The organism is Trichocoleus sp. Lan (assembly GCF_039961855.1).
GTDB lineage: Bacteria > Cyanobacteriota > Cyanobacteriia > Cyanobacteriales > FACHB-T130 > FACHB-T130.
Genome location: NZ_JAMPKA010000007.1, coordinates 202,774 through 220,375, shown reverse-complemented (window position 1 = coordinate 220,375; position 17,602 = coordinate 202,774). Strand labels below are relative to the sequence as shown.

The 17,602-nt window shown below is 46.8% G+C and carries 17 protein-coding genes, 1 tRNA gene and 1 CRISPR repeat array; of the genes, 11 read left to right on the top strand and 7 right to left on the bottom strand.

Annotation, left to right across the window (positions count from 1 at the left end; genetic code table 11):
• Positions 1-175 precede the first annotated feature (175 nt).
• Positions 176-643, bottom strand: a complete 468-nt coding sequence (locus NDA03_RS08880; RefSeq protein ID WP_348237853.1) for a plasmid partition protein ParG — start codon at positions 641-643, stop codon at positions 176-178.
• 137 nt (positions 644-780) lie between these two features.
• On the opposite strand from NDA03_RS08880, the gene NDA03_RS08875 reads away from it, so the two are divergent.
• The 4 genes from NDA03_RS08875 to cas12k all read left to right on the top strand — a co-directional run bounded on the left by NDA03_RS08875 (position 781) and on the right by cas12k (position 5,689).
• Positions 781-1,359 (top strand): hypothetical protein, encoded by a 579-nt coding sequence (locus NDA03_RS08875; RefSeq protein WP_199306254.1) that lies wholly within the window; start codon positions 781-783, stop codon positions 1,357-1,359.
• A complete protein-coding gene (locus tag NDA03_RS08870) occupies positions 1,356-1,664 on the top strand; it encodes a helix-turn-helix domain-containing protein (RefSeq protein WP_348237852.1) in 309 nt (102 codons plus the stop codon). Before NDA03_RS08875 ends, NDA03_RS08870 begins: the two co-directional genes overlap by 4 nt.
• 132 nt (positions 1,665-1,796) lie before the next feature.
• Positions 1,797-3,638 (top strand): DUF262 domain-containing protein, encoded by a 1,842-nt coding sequence (locus NDA03_RS08865; RefSeq protein ID WP_348237851.1) that lies wholly within the window; start codon positions 1,797-1,799, stop codon positions 3,636-3,638.
• A 122-nt stretch (positions 3,639-3,760) separates the two neighbouring features.
• Positions 3,761-5,689 carry a type V CRISPR-associated protein Cas12k gene (gene cas12k, locus NDA03_RS08860; protein WP_348237850.1) on the top strand — a complete coding sequence of 643 codons (1,929 nt, stop codon included), beginning with the start codon at positions 3,761-3,763 and terminating at the stop codon, positions 5,687-5,689.
• A gap of 592 nt (positions 5,690-6,281) precedes the next feature.
• Positions 6,282-6,749: direct repeats of the CRISPR family, unit length 32 nt; unit sequence ATCAACCCTCCCGCCTTGGGGTGGGTTGAAAG.
• 174 nt (positions 6,750-6,923) lie between these two features.
• Here cas12k and NDA03_RS08855 read toward each other — a convergent pair.
• From NDA03_RS08855 to NDA03_RS08845, 3 genes are all read right to left on the bottom strand, one after another.
• Positions 6,924-6,996: transfer RNA gene (locus tag NDA03_RS08855), tRNA-Ala, on the bottom strand.
• 114 nt (positions 6,997-7,110) lie between these two features.
• Positions 7,111-7,833, bottom strand: a complete 723-nt coding sequence (locus tag NDA03_RS08850; protein WP_348237849.1) for an HAD family phosphatase — start codon at positions 7,831-7,833, stop codon at positions 7,111-7,113.
• A complete protein-coding gene (locus NDA03_RS08845; protein ID WP_190528967.1) occupies positions 7,830-8,735 on the bottom strand; it encodes a class I SAM-dependent methyltransferase in 906 nt (301 codons plus the stop codon). Before NDA03_RS08845 ends, NDA03_RS08850 begins: the two co-directional genes overlap by 4 nt.
• Before the next feature lie 245 nt (positions 8,736-8,980).
• On the opposite strand from NDA03_RS08845, the gene NDA03_RS08840 reads away from it, so the two are divergent.
• Both NDA03_RS08840 and NDA03_RS08835 read left to right on the top strand, forming a co-directional pair.
• A complete protein-coding gene (locus tag NDA03_RS08840; protein WP_190672256.1) occupies positions 8,981-11,128 on the top strand; it encodes an RtcB family protein in 2,148 nt (715 codons plus the stop codon).
• Positions 11,129-11,707: 579 nt separating this feature from the next.
• A complete protein-coding gene (locus NDA03_RS08835) occupies positions 11,708-12,625 on the top strand; it encodes a hypothetical protein (RefSeq protein ID WP_199299720.1) in 918 nt (305 codons plus the stop codon).
• A 54-nt stretch (positions 12,626-12,679) separates the two neighbouring features.
• Here NDA03_RS08835 and NDA03_RS08830 read toward each other — a convergent pair whose 3' ends face one another.
• The gene (locus tag NDA03_RS08830; RefSeq protein WP_190438210.1) at positions 12,680-13,063 is read right to left on the bottom strand and encodes a hypothetical protein; all 384 of its coding nucleotides are present in this window, start codon (positions 13,061-13,063) and stop codon (positions 12,680-12,682) included.
• Positions 13,064-13,188: 125 nt separating this feature from the next.
• On the opposite strand from NDA03_RS08830, the gene NDA03_RS08825 reads away from it, so the two are divergent.
• The 3 genes from NDA03_RS08825 (at position 13,189) to NDA03_RS08815 (ending at position 14,534) form a co-directional block, all read left to right on the top strand.
• On the top strand, positions 13,189-13,929 hold the full coding sequence (locus NDA03_RS08825; RefSeq protein WP_348237848.1) for a hypothetical protein: 741 nt from the start codon (positions 13,189-13,191) through the stop codon (positions 13,927-13,929).
• 165 nt (positions 13,930-14,094) lie between these two features.
• Positions 14,095-14,319 carry a type II toxin-antitoxin system HicA family toxin gene (locus NDA03_RS08820; RefSeq protein WP_190430446.1) on the top strand — a complete coding sequence of 75 codons (225 nt, stop codon included), beginning with the start codon at positions 14,095-14,097 and terminating at the stop codon, positions 14,317-14,319.
• A complete protein-coding gene (locus NDA03_RS08815) occupies positions 14,316-14,534 on the top strand; it encodes a type II toxin-antitoxin system HicB family antitoxin (RefSeq protein ID WP_190438202.1) in 219 nt (72 codons plus the stop codon). The genes NDA03_RS08820 and NDA03_RS08815 overlap by 4 nt, the downstream gene beginning before the upstream one ends.
• Positions 14,535-14,589: 55 nt before the next feature.
• On the opposite strand, the gene NDA03_RS08810 is transcribed toward NDA03_RS08815, so the two are convergent.
• A complete protein-coding gene (locus NDA03_RS08810) occupies positions 14,590-14,757 on the bottom strand; it encodes a hypothetical protein (protein ID WP_190414913.1) in 168 nt (55 codons plus the stop codon).
• A 9-nt stretch (positions 14,758-14,766) separates the two neighbouring features.
• Positions 14,767-15,504 carry an SIMPL domain-containing protein gene (locus NDA03_RS08805; protein ID WP_190985087.1) on the bottom strand — a complete coding sequence of 246 codons (738 nt, stop codon included), beginning with the start codon at positions 15,502-15,504 and terminating at the stop codon, positions 14,767-14,769.
• Between the two features lie 9 nt (positions 15,505-15,513).
• On the opposite strand from NDA03_RS08805, the gene NDA03_RS08800 reads away from it, so the two are divergent.
• Both NDA03_RS08800 and NDA03_RS08795 read left to right on the top strand, forming a co-directional pair.
• Positions 15,514-15,687 (top strand): hypothetical protein, encoded by a 174-nt coding sequence (locus tag NDA03_RS08800; RefSeq protein WP_190414915.1) that lies wholly within the window; start codon positions 15,514-15,516, stop codon positions 15,685-15,687.
• 189 nt (positions 15,688-15,876) lie between these two features.
• Complete coding sequence (locus NDA03_RS08795) at positions 15,877-17,286, top strand: cation:proton antiporter (protein ID WP_190414916.1); 1,410 nt, start codon at positions 15,877-15,879, stop codon at positions 17,284-17,286.
• The last annotated feature ends 316 nt before the right edge of the window (positions 17,287-17,602 follow it).

Below are 17,602 nucleotides of genomic sequence, written 5' to 3'. Positions count from 1 at the left end.
GTTAAAGCGCGTAGTATCTGAGTGGTGTAGTCCTAAAACTTCGCTTTCCCAGCCAGAACACGGGAATCGCCAGCGTGGTTTGCCGAGAATGGTGGCTATTTACAACATGTAACCGAACTCAATTGGTTGTTGAAAACAGGCAGGTCTTCGAGTCATTTTTTCGATCTGCACTTCGCTATCGCTTCTGCTGTCGTCTCCTCTTCAAATCCTCAGCTAGTCGAATATCCACCAGTTCCTCCTCCTCCCACGGTTCACCATCCGGTTTAACCAACTGCTGTGCGAGTTTTTGGAGTTCTGCATCTGAAGCGCGATCGCCTTCTAGTAATTCATTAATCCGTTCCACAGAAATTTCAGCATCAGCCGCAAGCTTCCCAAGCGCCCAGTCGCGGTTACTCAGAGTTTCGTCAATCAGAGACGCGATCGTTGGGACACCACTAACTACATCGGTGCTAGGAGAAGTTCTTTTTTGTTGCGACTGCCGCAACTGCTCTAGCGATTCATTCTCACCCAGCCATCCATCAATCAGTTCTACCGCCACATCACTCATCTTGCGCCCATGCATAGCGCAAGCTGCCTGAAAGCGCCGCTTAAATTCTTCGTTAGGTAGGTAAAGCCTTACAGAAACGTATTTATCTTCAGCCAATCCCAATTAAGCACAAGGTTATTTGTGCTTAATTATCGCTGGATTATAACTGTCCAATCTTAAATAAGCACATAGTCACTTTTAGTTGCATTTTTGTGACTATATGCCTAAAATCAGATTACCTCAAAAAAACGGCTATGACGTTGACATCAAGAGGAGAGCAACAGTCTTTCCCTCAAACTCAACCTGACGGCATCACCAGCGTTGATGCGTACCAGCAAGCCTTACAAGACTTTGGTGTGCTGGAATTGTGCGATCGCCTAACTCACCTCAGCCAATCAACCCCTCTAAGCAAAGGAGAACTTGACTCACTAACTGTCCTAGTAATCCGTCAACTCGTTAACAGCCTGAATCAACAACTGGTTTCTGATTTCATCAAAGCCATCCAATTAGACAATTCAGTTTCTGGCTTACCCTCGCTTAGTTTCAATACTTCAGTTCCAAGCGTCAGCCTGCCAGCAAATTTCCCGGATAGTGCAGAAACGCCCAGGTTTCTGTATGGGGATCGCCTTCGGTGGAAACCCCTATCTGATACAGACGAAACTGATAGGGGCATCGTCGTTGGGCGGTTCTACGCCTTTGCTCCTCATCGCTACCAGTGGGCGTGGAAATATCTAATTCTCCTCGCTTCCGAATCTCCCAGCGCTCAGTTCTGTGTCGCTGATACCTGCTGGGAAGAACATCTCGAACCTCTGCCTTTGGAGACAAACTCATGACCTCTCCTCGTCCTCTCGGACAACGAGAACTGGAGTTAATTCGTCTCTACGCCAACTGCCAGTTAGTGATGTCTCCCCGTGCCTTTGAAGCCAAGTGGAACGTAACGCGATCGCAAATGGCAGCAATCTGTCAATGCTCCCTTGCCACAGTCCAACGCTGGTTTGAGCGAGGAACCAACTTTTCACCACCTACTAGATACCACCTGCGCTACTTAGCACTCGCAGATTTGTTTATCGAGCATTTTGAAGAAATTCCCGACAGGTTGAAGGCTCTTTTATGCCCTCCCTTCAATAGTCAAGAGTGATTTAAACAAAGTTAACAAAAACCTATCAGATTGAGAGGAATCCCATTGAGGCCTCACTTGGTCACACAAGAACGTTTTAGGGTAGTTAAAACTACTCCGTTGCTGCTGCCGACTTTTAGCACGAACAAGGGCATGACCTCCATTTCCACCTTCGATATCACCAAAGAACCCCTGCTCGACCTGCTACGGGACATCCAACAGGGCAAAATACAGCTCGTGGACTTTCAACGTTCCTGGTGTTGGGACGAAGAACGCATCGAACGGGTGATTGCTAGCGTCTCCCTTGGTTTCCCAGTGGGAGTGGTGATGCTCCTTCAGCAAGGGAACCCGGATGTCAAATTCAAGTCCCGCCTCGTCGAAAGCTTGAACCTTTCTCATCCTCCCGTGCCGACAGCTTTGATTCTTGACGGACAGCAACGCCTCACCAGTCTGTTCATGTCCCTGCTGTCCGACCAACCCGTGCGGATTGACCGAGGCAAAAGCTACCCACCGGAGCAACGCTGGTACTACATCGACATTGCCCAATCCCTCGACTACCCCCACACCAATCGTCAAGATGCCATCTGGGGCTTAACAGTTGATAAAAAGCTCTACCGCCCTGGACAACCTGTACTTGACTGTTCGACGCCGAAAAAAGAATTTGAACTCGGTTTATTTCCCATTTCCCAGGTCTTTAAATTCCCCCAGTGGCGCTCTCAATACTGCAAATATTGGCACTACGACCCTCAAAAATTAGCCTTGATTGAGGAGTTTGAAGCAACAGTCATCAAAAAATTTGAGCATTATCAGATGGGATTGTTCGTCTTGAGAGCCGACCTGCCTCAAGAAGCTATTTGTTACATTTTTGAGGAAAACAACAAACGACAGTGCGAATTAACACAATTTGACTTATTAACTTCCTCCTTTGCTTCCACTGATTTTGGCTTGCGCTCAGACTGGATAGCCAGGGAGAAACGCTTTAGTTCTCATCAAGTTTTGCGCCAGTTAAAGTCAACAGATTTCTTACAGGCGATCGCTTTGATAGCCAACTATGCGCGACGAGTGCAAGCTCAGCAGGAGGGTTGTCATCCCGAACGGCTACCGGGAGTAGCGTGTAATCGTCAGGATGTGCTGCGTTTAGAGTTGGCGCAATATCAACACTGGATGGAACCGATCAGTACCGCCTTTGAGGAAGTAGCTCGTTTTCTCCATATCCAAGCTATCTTCGATGCTAACGATCTTCCTTATCCGATGCAGCTTGTGGTTATGGCTCCTTTGTTTGCGATTTTAGGAGAGCGAGCGAAGCTGGACTGGGTGCGGCAATTCTTACAACAGTGGTTTTACTGTGGGGCAGCATCGGGGATTTATTCACGTTCGCGGGAAGCGACTGCCGCGAAAGATTTGCTCGAAGTCCCTCAATGGCTTAATGGTGGGAAAGTGCCATCAACCGTAAAAGAAGCGCATCTATCGGCAGAACGCTTGCAGAGTTTAGTGAATTCTCAAGGGGCAACTTATAGAGCGATCGCGGCTTTACTCAGACGTGATGGGGCATTAGATTTTGCCAGTGGTGAATCCATTACGGCAGCTCGTTACTTTGACGAGAAGATTGAAAACCACCACATCTTCCCTCAACAGTGGTGCAAGCGACAGGGCATTCCCCGCTCATACTACAACAGCATTATTAACAAGACACCCCTAACAGCGAAGACGAATAAGTTGCTAGGGGGAAAAGCTCCATCAGAGTATTTGGCACAGTTAGAAGGACAGGGGATGTCAAGGCAGAGGATTGATGAGATTTTGCGATCGCACCTAATTGAGCCGATAACTTTGCACAAGGATGATTTTGAGGGATTTTTTGAACTAAGGACGCAGGTACTGTTAGCAAGAATTAATAGGGCGATGGGTAAGGGTTTGGCTGGAGAGTCGTGGCCGGAAAATGGGAATGGTAATGGCTTCCATCCAAAGAGATTTATTGATTATTACACTCCCAGGTAAAAGCCGCGCTCGCATCTTGTAATTAGAACAACTGTTTTTGTTCGAGCTGATGTAGTACACCTGTTTCCATTCAGCTTCTCAATTAAACTCTCTTAGTTTTCCTCTCTTAGTTTTCCCAAGTCATGAGCATCATTACAGTTCAATGCCAGCTCAAAGCGACTGAAGCCTCCCTACACCATCTCTGGCAACTGATGGTGGAGAAAAATACACTTCTGGTCAACGAACTCCTGAAGCAGATTAATACTCACCCTGATTTAGATAACTGGTTGCAAGAAGGAAACATTACGGCCGAAGTCATCAACGGACTCTGCAAAAATCTCAGAGCCGAATCTCACTTTCAGGATATGCCAGGTCGTTTCGCCAACGCTGCTGAGAACTTAGTCAAATACATTTACAAGTCCTGGTTTGCTCAACAGGAAAAACGCAAGGTTCTCCTCCAGAAAAAACAACACTGGCTCGATATGCTTAGAAGCGATTTGGAACTAGAACTAGAAAGCGGTTGTAGTTTAAAAAAGCTACGTACTCAAGCCACGAAAGTCCTCACCAAGAAGAAGGCTGAGTTAGAGCGCAATCAAGAAGAAAAATCAGACCAAGCTCCTAAGGATAATTCAAAAGCCTTATTCAACAGCCTTTTCCAAGCCTACGACAAAGCTAAAGCCCCTCAGCAACGCTGTGCGATCGCCTATTTATTGAAAAATAATTGCGAGGTTAGGGAAGTAGAAGAAGACCCCGAAGCTTATCAACTGCGGCGGCGCAAGAAGGAAATTGAAATCGACCGCCTCGACGAACAGCTCAAGAGCCGTCTTCCCAAGGGAAGAAATCTATCTGACCAAGAGTGGCTGGAAGCCCTGGAACAAGCGCAGGAACTAATCCTCGATGACGAGAAATTCAGAGAAGTGCAAGCCAGTCTTACCAGAAAACAAAGCTCAGTTCCCTTCTCGATATCCTACGAAACCAGCACCGACTTGCGATGGTCGAGAAATGAACACAAACGCATCTGCGTTAGTTTCAATGGCAAAGGCATCAGCAAGCATACCTTTGAGGTTTTCTGCGATCAGCGCCAACTACATTGGTTTGAACGCCTTGCTCAAGACTACAAAATTTTTACACAGAACAAGGAGCAGGTTCCTGCTGGATTGCTGACTTTACGTTCTGCTCGATTAGTTTGGCAAGAAGGTGAAGGCAAAGGCGAACCCTGGCAAGTGCATCGACTGTTGCTTCACTGCTCTGTTGAAACTCGTTTATGGACGGCGGAGGGAACCGAGGAGGTACGTGCTGAGAAAATTGCGAAAACGCAAAAAATTATCGACAGTATGAAAGCAAAAGGCAGTCAGAGTAACAAGCTGACAGCCCATGAAACTTCTCTAAAGCTACTCAAAACCTTTGATGGCTTCTCCCGCCCCAGTCAAGCAGGCTACAAGGGCAATCCCTCAATTGTCATTGGGGTTAGCTTTGGACGAACTAAACCGGCAACGGTTGCGATTGTCAACATTGAGACTGGCAAAGTTCTGGCATATCGTGATGTTAAGCAATTACTGAGCAAGCCCATCAAGGAAGGGAAAACAAAGAAGAAAAAGACTCAGTATGAGCAACTCAAACGTAGGCGAGAGCAACAACGCCTCAACAACTACGAACACCACAACGCTCAAAAAAAGGGTACTCCTTGTAACTTTGGAGAATCGAGGCAAGGGGAGTATGTAGATAGGTTGCTGGCAAAAGCGATTGTGGAAGTGGCTTTACAGTATCGAGCTAGCAGTATTGTCCTACCTGACTTGAGAAATATCCGGGAAGCGGCTGAGAGTGAAGTGAAAGCCAGAGCCGAACAAAGATTTCCCGGCTATCAAGAGCTTCAAGATTGCTACGCCCAGGATTATCGAGCCAGCATTCACCGTTGGAGTTATAAAAGGTTAGCTGAGTGTATTCAGGTTAAAGCCCAAAGAGCTGGGATTGCCACAGAAAAAGCACAGCAACCGCATGGAGACACTCCTCAAGAGAAAGCCAGGAATTTAGTCCTAGCGGCTTGTGAAAATCGTAAAGTATCAGCTAGCTAGGTCAACCGATTCTGAACCTTGACAATATAAATATAATAAGAGATTAATAGCGCCGCTTGTACATGCTTATTGCCTCTGTACAGTGTAAAGTTAGGGTTTGTTTGACTGTCGGAAGACAGTCCTACTTTCTGAACCCTGGTAGCTACCCGCCCATGATGCTGCCCCTATGAATACCTTCTTCATAGGTCGGGAAATTCCCGTGTATGAATACTGGAGTATATAGTACACAGGAAAGGTGCGCTCCCAGCAAAATGAGGTGAGGCTGAGGGAGAAGGTAAGTTTTCCCAAAGCCCTAGCCCTTGTTAACAAAGGTGCAGATTACTCATCCTTGCTAATAAGGGTGCGGATTACCGCAGTGGTGGCTCCGAACTCGTCCCTTCGGGGGAGCCCTCCCTAATTTTTTTCTGACGGCTGAAAGTGGGATCAATATCCCTGAGTAGCCGTCAGACATTTAAAACTCTTGTCCCGTCTTGATTTTAGATGTTCACGGCAGTAATCTTTCTCCTTGGGAAAGAGCTGAAATGACTAATTTAAAATCAGCCGACAAAAATGTATTTGTCAGCTTGTTTAGACAAGGGTTTCAGCGGGCGCGGTTTCATCAACCCTCCCGCCTTGGGGTGGGTTGAAAGCGTTCGTATTCCGCAAGGTCGTTCTCGACATCCTGTGTTTCATCAACCCTCCCGCCTTGGGGTGGGTTGAAAGATTACTTATGCCAACCCCGCTGCCCTCAGAGCCAAGTTTCATCAACCCTCCCGCCTTGGGGTGGGTTGAAAGACAATAGCTAACAAAGCCAAAGCTAATCTGTTTGTGTTTCATCAACCCTCCCGCCTTGGGGTGGGTTGAAAGTCGTCCCATTCGGTTTCTGGAATATTCCGGCTGGTTTCAATCAACCCTCCCGCCTTGGGGTGGGTTGAAAGCTGCCGCATCACTCACCCGGTCAAAGTGGCCTCCGTTTCATCAACCCTCCCGCCTTGGGGTGGGTTGAAATGTGATGGAGCTGCGCCAGCACTTGGAATAATAATAGTTGTAGATAGTGTCACCAACTTAGGGGGGTTGAAAGGAGCGCTGCGATCACACAAACCGACTGTTCACAATCAACAACGACAATAATTTGCGAACAGATGCTCAAGGGGGGAAAGCGACATCAAACTGCCAATAACGACATGATTGTGCGAAAAACGACATTAATCTGCAAATCGCGACATTTAATTTGCGAACGTACAGCTGATGTTAATGGAGAATAGGGAACTCGAATCCCTGACCTCTGCGGTGCGATCGCAGCGCTCTACCAACTGAGCTAATTCCCCAAGCTGTGAGCTAATAGCCATAAGCTATGAGCTATTGAACTTCAATATTCTAAAATATTCTAACATCCAGCCAGAAACAACTAACTATCGCGTTATCCGTACAGAGTCAGTGGTTTATCCGATCGTTGGCTGGGGTGTACTTCGAGAATAGACTTGTTCCACCCGCTCTAATTCTAAGTCAGAAAACTCATCAACAGCCCAGTTAGCCCAGCGTTGCAGCATATGAAACGGGTAAGTATGCGCTACTCCCACTACTGGCACACCAGCAATCTTTGCAGCTTGAATTCCGGCTAGGGTATCTTCAATCGCCAGACACTCCGATGGCAGTAGGTTGAGATGAGGATATTGCTGATTGAGGCGTTCCACTGCCAGAAGATATCCATCGGGTTCTGGCGAACTCGCGCTGATGTCGTCACCAGCAACAATGACGCTAAAGAACTCAGCCACCCCGGTGCGAGTTAATACCAGTTCTACCTCAGAATGGATGGAGCCACTGACTACACCCAGTTTCAATTCTCGCATCCGCAATCGGTTAATGAAGTCTTCCAAGCCTGGATAAATAGGTAGCTTTTCCAGCGCCTCTAAGCGTTGCTGGTAGGCTTGCGCCTTGCGGTTCACCAATTCGGTTAAATAGTTTTCGGTGACAAACCTACCGCGATTTTTCAGCAGCTGATTCAGGCAGGAGCGATCGCTCCTACCTAAACAAAATTGCCGGTAATCTGTTGGTTTAGACCGCAGATTCTCTGAAATTAGAACTTCATCAATTAGTTCTCGGTGAATTGCCTCATCGTTAATAATGACACCGTTAAAGTCAAACAAAACTGCCTTCAAAGTCATGCCGTTGTGCCAAAAGCTGGGGCACCAAAGCCCTCCAAATCCTGATTATCTGCCGTGCTACTGGTCGCTATACGGGATGTTGATACCGAGCCAGGATTTTGAACTGGGATGGGTTTGATGCCTCTAGTGACTTGGTGTATCCACAACACATCCTGAGTTTGCACCGCTTCAAATCCTGCTGTTCCCATCCAGGCATCTACGCTATCACCGGCGTAAGCTCTGATGTACGGCTCCTCAAAAATATCACTTAGCCAATCTACTTGGCGAATCGTTTTCTGATTGCCATCGAGAATCAACACCTCTCCCCCAGCCTTTAGCAGGCGGAAGCTTTCCCGCAAGATGGCGCGAGATATCGGAGGTGGTGTCTCGTGAAACAACAAAGAAGCTGTTACCAGGTCAAAGGACGCATCAGGAAAGCCAGTTTCTTCAGCATTCCCGTGCAAAAATTGGATGTTTAGCTGTGCTTTTTTGGCTTTGTAGTCAGCCATCACCAGCATATAAGGCGACAAGTCTAGACCAATGACTTCCGCTTGCGGGAACGCTTGCTTTAACATCAGCGTTGTAGAGCCGGTACCGCAGCCTAAGTCTAAAATCCGTCGCGGTTGCCCTCCAATCGCATTAATTAAGCTTTGGCGTACCCAAGTTTCGTTGGGAGGCAAGGCGTACTGGGTAATCGGGTCGTAGGAAACTGCCGCACCGGAGTTGAGATAACCGCGCTCAATGCCGTGGAAGTTTTGGCTACTGTAGTAGGAGGGATAGGAAAGATTGGGTTTCCGGAAGCGATCGCCCTCTTGCTCCCAATCCACACTCTCATAGAAACTCCGCAGCTTCTCTTCATCAATCAACAGCCGAACCACAGGTGCTAAGAAGCGCTCATAGATTGAGTTCTTGCCAACCGCCATAGGATTTTATCTGCGTTGTTGTAGATTACCTGAGGAGCGTTCTCCTCTTTACAAATCTTAATGCTATTTATAACGCAGAAACTCTTCCTGCGGATGTCTTTGGGAGATGACAAACCCGCACTCCTTTATGTATTATAAAAGTAATACATAAAGTATTATTGCCAGAGCTACCTCAGCGCAGATTGCGATCGCGACCGGGAGTAGGCTCGCAGCGTCATGGATCTTTATATCAGCGGCAAACGTTTATGCCATACGAAAAGCTAGAAATTTCAACCCCAGTGCCAGTGCTATCTTGGGCAAATCATGCCCTTGGTTCCGATGAAACCAAGATGGCAAAGAATGTTGCCTCCCTGCCATTTGTATTCAAACACGTAGCGCTGATGCCAGACGTTCACCTTGGCAAAGGTGCCTTGGTAGGTTCTGTTGTGGCGACTAAAGAAGCAATTATGCCAGCTGCTGTCGGTGTGGATATTGGTTGCTTTACGGGTGACACTCTGGTTCCTTTAGCTGATGGTAAATCCTACCCAATCGGAGAACTAGCCAAAGCTCAGCAAGAGTTTGTTGTCTATTCCTGCACCGAGACTCAAAGAATTGTAGCCGCGAAGGCTACGGCTAAGCTAACTCGTCGTAATGCAGAACTCTTAAAGGTAGTTCTCGACAACGGAGAGGAAATCAAATGTACCCCTGACCATCAATTCATGCTCAGAAACGGCACTTATCAGGAAGCTGGCGACCTCAAAGCTGGTGCTTCGTTGATGCCTTTTTATTCCCAAGTAGATAAAGATGGATATATTTTAATCCAGCAACCCTATTCAGGTAGATGGCAAAAAGCGCACTGGGTTATTGCTCGGTCTGGGTTATTAGGGAAAGTTCCTTCATTTAACGGTCAGAAAACTGTTATTCACCACAAGAACTTTGAGCAAGCTGACAATCGTCCAGAAAATCTAGAGTTCATGGGTGATAAAGATCATTCTGCTTATCACCGCTCATTAGTAGAGAAGAATACCCATTGGCAATCGTTAGAGTTTGAGGAAAAAAGAAAGCAAGCGATCGCGGCTAAAGCCACTACTCCGGATGGATACAGATATTATTCTGAAAGAGGGACGAAACATATTCTTCAATATATGCAGGAACGTCCAGAACATTTCAGGGCATCCGTATCGGGAAATGGGGCCAGAGGAAAGCAGTTTTTAATTCAATACAACACCAGCGAAAAGGGAAGATACAAGAGCAAGGAAATTGCTAATCGGATTTACATCTGTGAAACTTGTGGAGATGAAGTCAAAAGTCCAATCGGGCTTCATAATCACAGAAAGAATCAACACGGCTACAACCATAAAGTAGTCGAAATTATTCCCTTGGCAGAAAGAGAAGATGTTTACTGCTTGACAGTGCCAGAATATGGTAACTTTGCCCTAAGTGCTGGCGTTTTTGTCCACAACTGCGGGATGATGGCAATTAAAACACCCTTTACTGCCGAACAATTGGAGGGTAAACTAAAGCAAATTCGTCTGGATTTAGAAGCAGCGATTCCTGTTGGTTTCAATGAAAACAAAGATGTTGAAAAAGCTGTTTTAAACTGGCAAGGTTGGCGAGATTTCAAGGAATTACATTCAGGAGTCAAGCGCCTAGAAAGTAAAGCCATGAAGCAGATGGGTTCTCTCGGTGGTGGGAATCATTTTATTGAAGTTTGCTTAGATACGGAGAACTCTGTCTGGTTAATGCTGCACTCTGGTTCGCGCAACATCGGCAATATGCTGGCACAAAACCATATTGGCACGGCTAAAGAACTCGCGAAACTAGCAGGCGATCGCTTACCCGATCCAGACTTAGCTTACTTTGTCGCTGGTACGCCTGAATTTGCCACCTACTGGCACGATCTACAGTGGGCGCAAGACTACGCCCGTTTCAACCGCGACGTGATGATGGCGCGTTTTAAGCGAATTGTAGAAAAGCATCTTGCTGGTGGTAAACAAACAAAGCCGCTGCTATCAGTGAACTGTCACCACAACTACGCCGAAAAAGAAGTTCATTTTGGCGAAGATGTGTATGTCACTCGCAAAGGTGCAGTCCGGGCGCGTGAAGAAGATTATGGCATTATTCCCGGTTCAATGGGGGCAAAATCCTTCATTGTTAAGGGTAAAGGTAATGCTGAAAGTTACTGTTCTTGTAGTCACGGCGCTGGACGTTTGATGTCTCGAAATAAGGCAAAGAATGTCTACACATTGGATGATTTGATTCAGCAAACAAATGGTGTAGAGTGCCGCAAGGATGAGGGCGTTTTGGATGAAATTCCGGGCGCTTATAAACCGATCGAGCAAGTCATGGCTAATCAAGCGGATCTCGTTGAAGTTGTGGCGACGTTGAAGCAGGTTGTCTGTATTAAGGGTTAGTTTATGTAGGGTGGGCGATGCCCACCTTTTTTGTTTTTTAACGCAAAGGTATGCAGAGGATAACGCAGAGTTTATTAACTTAAAATGTAGTTGGATAATCTTCCACGGATTAGTAAGAATTTCTGACACAAGCGATCGCTTATGGTACTTCTCATCGATAAAAGTACCCAGGAGAACTTGCTGAAACCCTTGCCTATTCTTCCTCTTCTACCATCTGTTCAATAAATTTTTGCACTAAAGGCACAAAAATGCGAACTGACAAGTTAGTGCTTCGCTATCGCCTTGTTGATGCAACACTTCTTTCCTAACCAGTTTTCGGACAATCCTGGGATTTTAGTTTGTGGGAGTTTCTCCTGAAACTAGACACCGCAGGAAGTTGCGATCGCTATCTTACAAACTTCTTCACAATTCCCGATAATACTCGCTCTAAATGGAGTAAGTCCCTCAGGTGCTACCCCGAAAAACTAATTTGCTGGTATTGCCATGTCAATAATGCCTCTCAAATTCCCAAAAAAATCTGAACTTGTCACGAACTAAATATACAGATGTGATTAAGCATTCGGATACCAATTGCGGAACATGAAGAAGACATTGGGGACGCGGCTTCAACAAAATCAACTCTCGAAACGACAAAAAATGGCTCTAAACCAAGCGTTGTGGGGAGGAGGGGCTTCCGTTTCTAAGGATACCGTTTTTGCTGCCCGCCTCAAGCAATTGCTGCTGCGGGCTTTTATCATTCACAAGTATCGCCAACACCTACCGGCTAGCACTCTACAAGAATATCGCTGTGACCTAAAACGCCGCTTAAAGCAGTGTCTCGGCTCACAGGCGGATAACAAGCTAGGGTGGAGATTGAAAAAGCGCTATTCTGAAGTTCCTTATTACTTGTTTCTAGTTCTGGACGAAGCTTGTAGTCCGACCCTTTCCAGCACTGACACGCCAACACCAGCCACAGGGAAAGTCTCTCAAACTCCCAACCGAGTTTGTGCTGACAAGAAACACAAATTTGGTTCATTTGGCGATCGCACTTTTCGAGTTACCTTCGTGAGGTTGTACTTCAGCTATTGCGTAAACAACCCCAGAATCGTCAGCCTCAAGAAAATGCTGGGTTGTATCAGCCTAATTCTGGTCAAAATCGGCGATCAGCCTGTCCGAGTCCGAGATAGGTGGATTCACTACCACGACTTATATCACCTTGAGGTTAGCCTATTGGAGAGAATTCTGATGGGAAGAGACTGGGTGAGTGGTATTCATGGCATTAACGCTGGCGTGTTCCATGAATCTACGATTATTGGGGAGTATGACAGTTTTCTTGATGAAGCCCGAATCGCTATCCATGAGGCGCTAACCCGACCGACACCTTTCAGTCAACTCAAGGCTCTGTGTTGGATGACTTTGCTATTGTTACAGGGAATCAATCCTTTGGCTGTTCTCCTTCGTCATCTTAGGAGTATGAAGAAAAAGCAACAAGAATTATGGGATTGGTTAGACATCTGAGATGGGTTATTTCAACCATAAGGATGCTGACTTTGCTATAGGGTTGAGAAGATATCAAATTTCCATCACTACACGTTTGATAAACTTCTCTACTAAAGGCACTTGGAAGCAGTAGCCATCCTCTGTTGTCTGCAAAAGCGTTGTGTCTTGCAGTGCGATCGCTTCTTTGTAAACTAGACTTTGTAGTAAGTTGCGATCGCTATCTTTCAAACTTCGCCACATTTCCCAGAAATCCTCACCTCCGCAGCGAGTGAGATGAATAATGGTATCTACAGCAGCGCGATCGCAAATATTGGTGAAGTCCTCTACAGGCTGTAGGATTAACTCACAGGCGGATTCCTCTTCTAAGTAGATCACCCGCAAGCTACCAGTGTTAATCAAATAGTCGCTCCAGTAGTTGGAAAGCTCTTTCGGCTCGTGGGAACCACTGAACAGCAAAGTTCAAAAGGTAGATGTTTGCACTACGTTAGGTGAATAAGCTGTAAGCTTTCAGTTTATCCACCTCAATCGGGGAAATATACAGAAATTTTCTCCATAATTAACGATTTATACCAATTACCTAAATGGCAGAAAATATGAGCGAAGAGTTGCAATGGCGGATCACGAGTTTCTTTAATTATTGGAGAGAACGACACGCATTTATCCGTGATTTAGACTTCAGCAAGCACAGCCATGAAGCTAACGTGTTGCTCTGGGGAGAACTTGACCAGCTTTCCAACCTATGGGCAGGCAACATCGGAAGTAAGCAATGCGGCAAGAAAATGGGTAAACGCAATATTTTCGACGCTTTCCTTGCACGCTACGGTGGTGAGCTATTCCAGCTTGTCTCATTACCGGACATCTGGAACCGAGTCGATAAAGGGAAAGCTGCGGATCTACCTGAGAATATACGCACATTTTTGGGCACAGTTGGGGGACGCTGTACTCCAACTGTGCTTCAGGAACAACGGGTACGTTGTTCCTCGGAGGACTGGAGTTTGGATGCGACCATCACTAGGACTCTGGCAAATTACCCGGAAATGGATCGCACTAAGCTTGAGGAATGGCTAACTTTTTCTCGATACGGCGCGATCGCCTACAAGCAAATGCGGTGTGCATACATCCATGAGGGGCGACCGGGAAAGGGTACGCACAGCTTCAAGTTACACGGATTCGCCGAAAGACCCACATACCGTAGCGCGATCTATGCTACGCCCCCGATAATGGGCTTCGATATTGAGTTCATGTTACGTGTATTGGGGTTCTGCATCGACGAGTTTGAAGCTGATGCACTAGCGTTGCAGGCAGATCCCGTTCCCGAATAATGATGTACCATCATCGGTTGTCTGTAAGGCGTTTCGAGGGGTTCGTTGTCAGCACAGGACCCTAAGTTTCTGCTAGAGCGGACGCGCAGTCTCTTAAAAACCCGGTACGATTTCAAAGAACTCGCTTATCAATGAAGATTCAATGGATCGGCGTAAACAAAATCCATGCCCCGGAAAATTCGAGAGTTAAAAGCTCAGATTGCGCGTGAAGGGTTTGTATATCTGCCCAAGCGCGGCAAAGGTAGTCACGAGCGTTGGCGACATCCTTTACTTAGAAAAACACTGACAATTCCAGGTAAGGATGGAGACGATGTACCCCTCTATTTAGAGAAGCAGTTAGCGCGATTATTAGCTGAACTGGAGGAGTTAAGAGAGGACGAAGATTCATGAATCGATACAGCATGGTTATTCAGTGGTCAGATGAAGATCAACTTTTCCTAGTCACTATCCCAGAGTTTGGCGATCGCGTTGTCATGCCTTGCACTCACGGCAAAACTCGTGAGGAAGCAATTCACAAGGGCGAAGAAGTGATTGAAATGTACTTAGAAGCATGGCTTGCAGAAGGTGAATCCATCCCTGAACCCAGTACGCTTCAAATTGCCTGATTACCTTTTTAGAAGTCCTACTCTGTAGTCAGTTCACCCAACTTGAGAACGTGACCTAGGTTGAAAAACAAGCATAGACAAAGCGATACTCACTTGCGTAAACACTCAGTTCCTTGCGGGATACCAGCACCAGCATTAAGGCGTTGTTGGTGAGGAGCGATCGCAAGTTGTCATAAAATCTGTTATCGAATTCCTCAGAAATATCAAGTGGGCAAAAGCCCACCTAACATTCCTAATAGGTAATTTGTAGAGTCACGGATGCCTCTACCTGTTGTTCGCCACCAATCACGGGTGTAGACGCCTCTACCTTCCCAGATCGCAAAGCCATGTCAGCTAGGGGCATTGGGGGTGGCGGCGTCGCAGAAGCACCATTAACTTGAATATTTACCACTTCCCGGCGAGTAAGATTTAGGGCACTCAAAACAGCATCCGCTTGCTCTTGGGCATCTTGAGTCGCTTCGCGCAAAGCTTGCTTTTGAGCGGTCGCGATCGCACTATCAGCAGCAATAAAACTAATGCCGTCAATTCGCGTCGCCCCAGCTTTCACTGCTTCATCCAGAAGCGTTCCGGCTGTTTGATTATTAACTCGAAAGCTAACGATGTTGGTGGCGGTATACCCAGTCAGACGCTGGACGTTGTTTTCGTAGCTGTAAGTCGGGTTGAGGCTAATGCCAGTGGTTTGTAATTTTTCGACATTGCGAGATTTTAGCAAATCCACCACTGCGCTAGAGCGTCGTGCTGCTTCCTGCTGCACATCCGCCGCCACTTTACCCTGAACCTCAACCCCCAGCCGCACCAGCGTTAACGTTGTTGCAATCGATTCTTCTCCCCTGCCAGTGACAGTGATGGTTCGCAACATTTTCTCTTGGGCGATCGCTGGATTCGTCATGATTACACTTAAAAGACCCACGGCGAAAGATATTGCCTGACGCTGATACCAGGAACTTGCGAAAGATGGAGTTCGATTCATTAGATCGTGTTGTCTCATACTAGAACTGCACCAGCTGCTTTTCATTGTGCCGGTGGAATGTTCCTAATCTGCCACTACCACAGCCAAAAAATCTCAGCAGTTACCGTTTTAGCAACTCAGGCAATAGTGCTAGTTGCAATGCAAGGGGTATCGCCCGATCGCCAGTCCTATCGGGGATGGTAAGTATTTATACTTTGCTTTCAGGGATTAGATTCAACTATGCGATCAACTATGCGATCGCGCCGCGAAATTGACCGCGCCCCTTTCAAGCCATCATCTTGACAGGTCTTTGACTCTTGTTAAATCCCCAGATAAAAGCTTGATTTTGTAAAGAAGCTTGTACATTGAAAAGAATGATTTTGTGCAGAACTCATGCCGATAGATGCAGCTCACTGGCTTAGTTTACTAAGCCCAACTTTCTCACTCTCACTTTCGAGCAAAACTATTGCTGTCTTAGCGACAGCAACACAAGAAGCAGAAAAAAGTCCAGTGGTCTTAGCGGCAGTGTTACTGACTTTAGTCATCATTTACTTCGCTAGCAAAATGGGGGCGGAGATATCAAACTGGATGGGCTTCCCGCCTGTATTAGGCGAACTGGTCGGCGGTGTAGTGGTGGGTATCTCCGCCCTGCATCTGCTGGTATTTCCAGAAAGCGGGTCAGTCGCTTCTGATTCTGTCCTGATGTCCTTCTTGCAAGGCACTTCTGGCTTAAGTCTCGACACGATTGGTGAAGTATTTCAAACCCAGAGCGAAGTCATTTCCGTTTTAGCAGAACTGGGCGTAATCGTACTGCTATTTGAAATTGGTCTGGAATCGAACTTAAAGGAACTGATGGCAGTCGGTATCCAGGCAGTCGTCGTCGCAGTGGTGGGGGTAGTGGTGCCCTTTGCAGCTGGCACTGCGGGGCTGATGCTCTTTTTTGGCGTGCCAGCGGTTCCGGCGATTTTTGCGGGTGCGGCTTTGACTGCAACCAGTATTGGGATTACTTCCAAAGTTCTCTCAGAATTGGGGCGTCTCACTTCTAGAGAAGGTCAGATTATTCTGGGCGCTGCGGTTATAGACGATGTTCTGGGTATCATCGTTTTGGCAGTGGTAGCAAGTTTGGCAAAAACGGGTGAAGTAGATGTCAGCAACGTCATTTATCTGATCGTCAGCGCCAGTAGTTTTCTACTAGGTGCGATTCTGCTAGGTAAGGTTTTTAACAAATCCTTTGTAGCGATCGCCGATCAGCTCAAGACGCGCGGCGGGCTAGTCATACCGGCTTTCATCTTCGCATTCTTGATGGCCTATGTGGGAGCCGCTATTCACCTAGAAGCCATTTTGGGAGCTTTTGCAGCTGGCTTAGTCTTAGACGAAACGGATAAGCGTAAAGAACTGGAAAAGCAGGTAGTGCCTATTGCCGATCTGCTGGTGCCGATTTTCTTTGTAACGGTTGGGGCTAAAACTGACCTAGGAGTTCTCAATCCAGCGGTTCCCAGTAACCGGGAAGGGTTGTTCATGGCTATGTTCCTGATTGTCGTGGCAATTCTCGGAAAGGTTGTTACGGGTCTAGTCGTATTTGGTCAACCTCAGATCAACCGATTAGCGATTGGCGTCGGGATGATTCCACGAGGCGAAGTCGGGTTGGTCTTTGCCGGTGTTGGTTCTGCCAGCGGTGCTTTGTCTGAAGCCACAGAAGCCGCGATTATTATGATGGTCATCTTGACAACTTTTTTAGCACCTCCCTTATTACGGTTTGTGTTTCAAGAGCCTGCATCGGTTCCTGCTAAGGAAAGCGATTAGTTATTAATTCATGTGTGGGTAGTGGGTAGTGGTGGTATACAATCAACACCGACTACCTACTCCGTAGTACCTACTGACAAAAAACTAACAGCAAACGGTTTTTGTGAAACTTAAGTCACTTTATCTACGTCCCTTGGGGTTGGTTATCGGATTTAATCGGATTTAAAAGGTTTCTCTCGCTTTGAGAAAAGTGTTGGCTCGCGCGGCTTGGGAATAGGCAGCATCAAGACGTTATCATTGCCAAGCCCTGAGAACAAAAATCTCTGATGAGAAACTCCATACACCAGGCATCTTCCCGATGGTAATTGGCTTTTTC

Coding starts and splice junctions, on each gene's coding strand:
- NDA03_RS08845 (WP_190528967.1), bottom strand. CDS start 8,735: ATGGCGGTTGGCAAGAACTCAATCTATGAGCGCTTCTTAGCACCTGTG.
- NDA03_RS08865 (WP_348237851.1), top strand. CDS start 1,797: ATGACCTCCATTTCCACCTTCGATATCACCAAAGAACCCCTGCTCGAC.
- NDA03_RS08795 (WP_190414916.1), top strand. CDS start 15,877: ATGCCGATAGATGCAGCTCACTGGCTTAGTTTACTAAGCCCAACTTTC.
- NDA03_RS08825 (WP_348237848.1), top strand. CDS start 13,189: ATGGCAGAAAATATGAGCGAAGAGTTGCAATGGCGGATCACGAGTTTC.
- NDA03_RS08875 (WP_199306254.1), top strand. CDS start 781: ATGACGTTGACATCAAGAGGAGAGCAACAGTCTTTCCCTCAAACTCAA.
- NDA03_RS08805 (WP_190985087.1), bottom strand. CDS start 15,504: ATGAATCGAACTCCATCTTTCGCAAGTTCCTGGTATCAGCGTCAGGCA.
- NDA03_RS08840 (WP_190672256.1), top strand. CDS start 8,981: ATGCCATACGAAAAGCTAGAAATTTCAACCCCAGTGCCAGTGCTATCT.
- NDA03_RS08815 (WP_190438202.1), top strand. CDS start 14,316: ATGAATCGATACAGCATGGTTATTCAGTGGTCAGATGAAGATCAACTT.
- NDA03_RS08850 (WP_348237849.1), bottom strand. CDS start 7,833: ATGACTTTGAAGGCAGTTTTGTTTGACTTTAACGGTGTCATTATTAAC.
- cas12k (WP_348237850.1), top strand. CDS start 3,761: ATGAGCATCATTACAGTTCAATGCCAGCTCAAAGCGACTGAAGCCTCC.
- NDA03_RS08835 (WP_199299720.1), top strand. CDS start 11,708: ATGAAGAAGACATTGGGGACGCGGCTTCAACAAAATCAACTCTCGAAA.
- NDA03_RS08820 (WP_190430446.1), top strand. CDS start 14,095: ATGCCCCGGAAAATTCGAGAGTTAAAAGCTCAGATTGCGCGTGAAGGG.
- NDA03_RS08870 (WP_348237852.1), top strand. CDS start 1,356: ATGACCTCTCCTCGTCCTCTCGGACAACGAGAACTGGAGTTAATTCGT.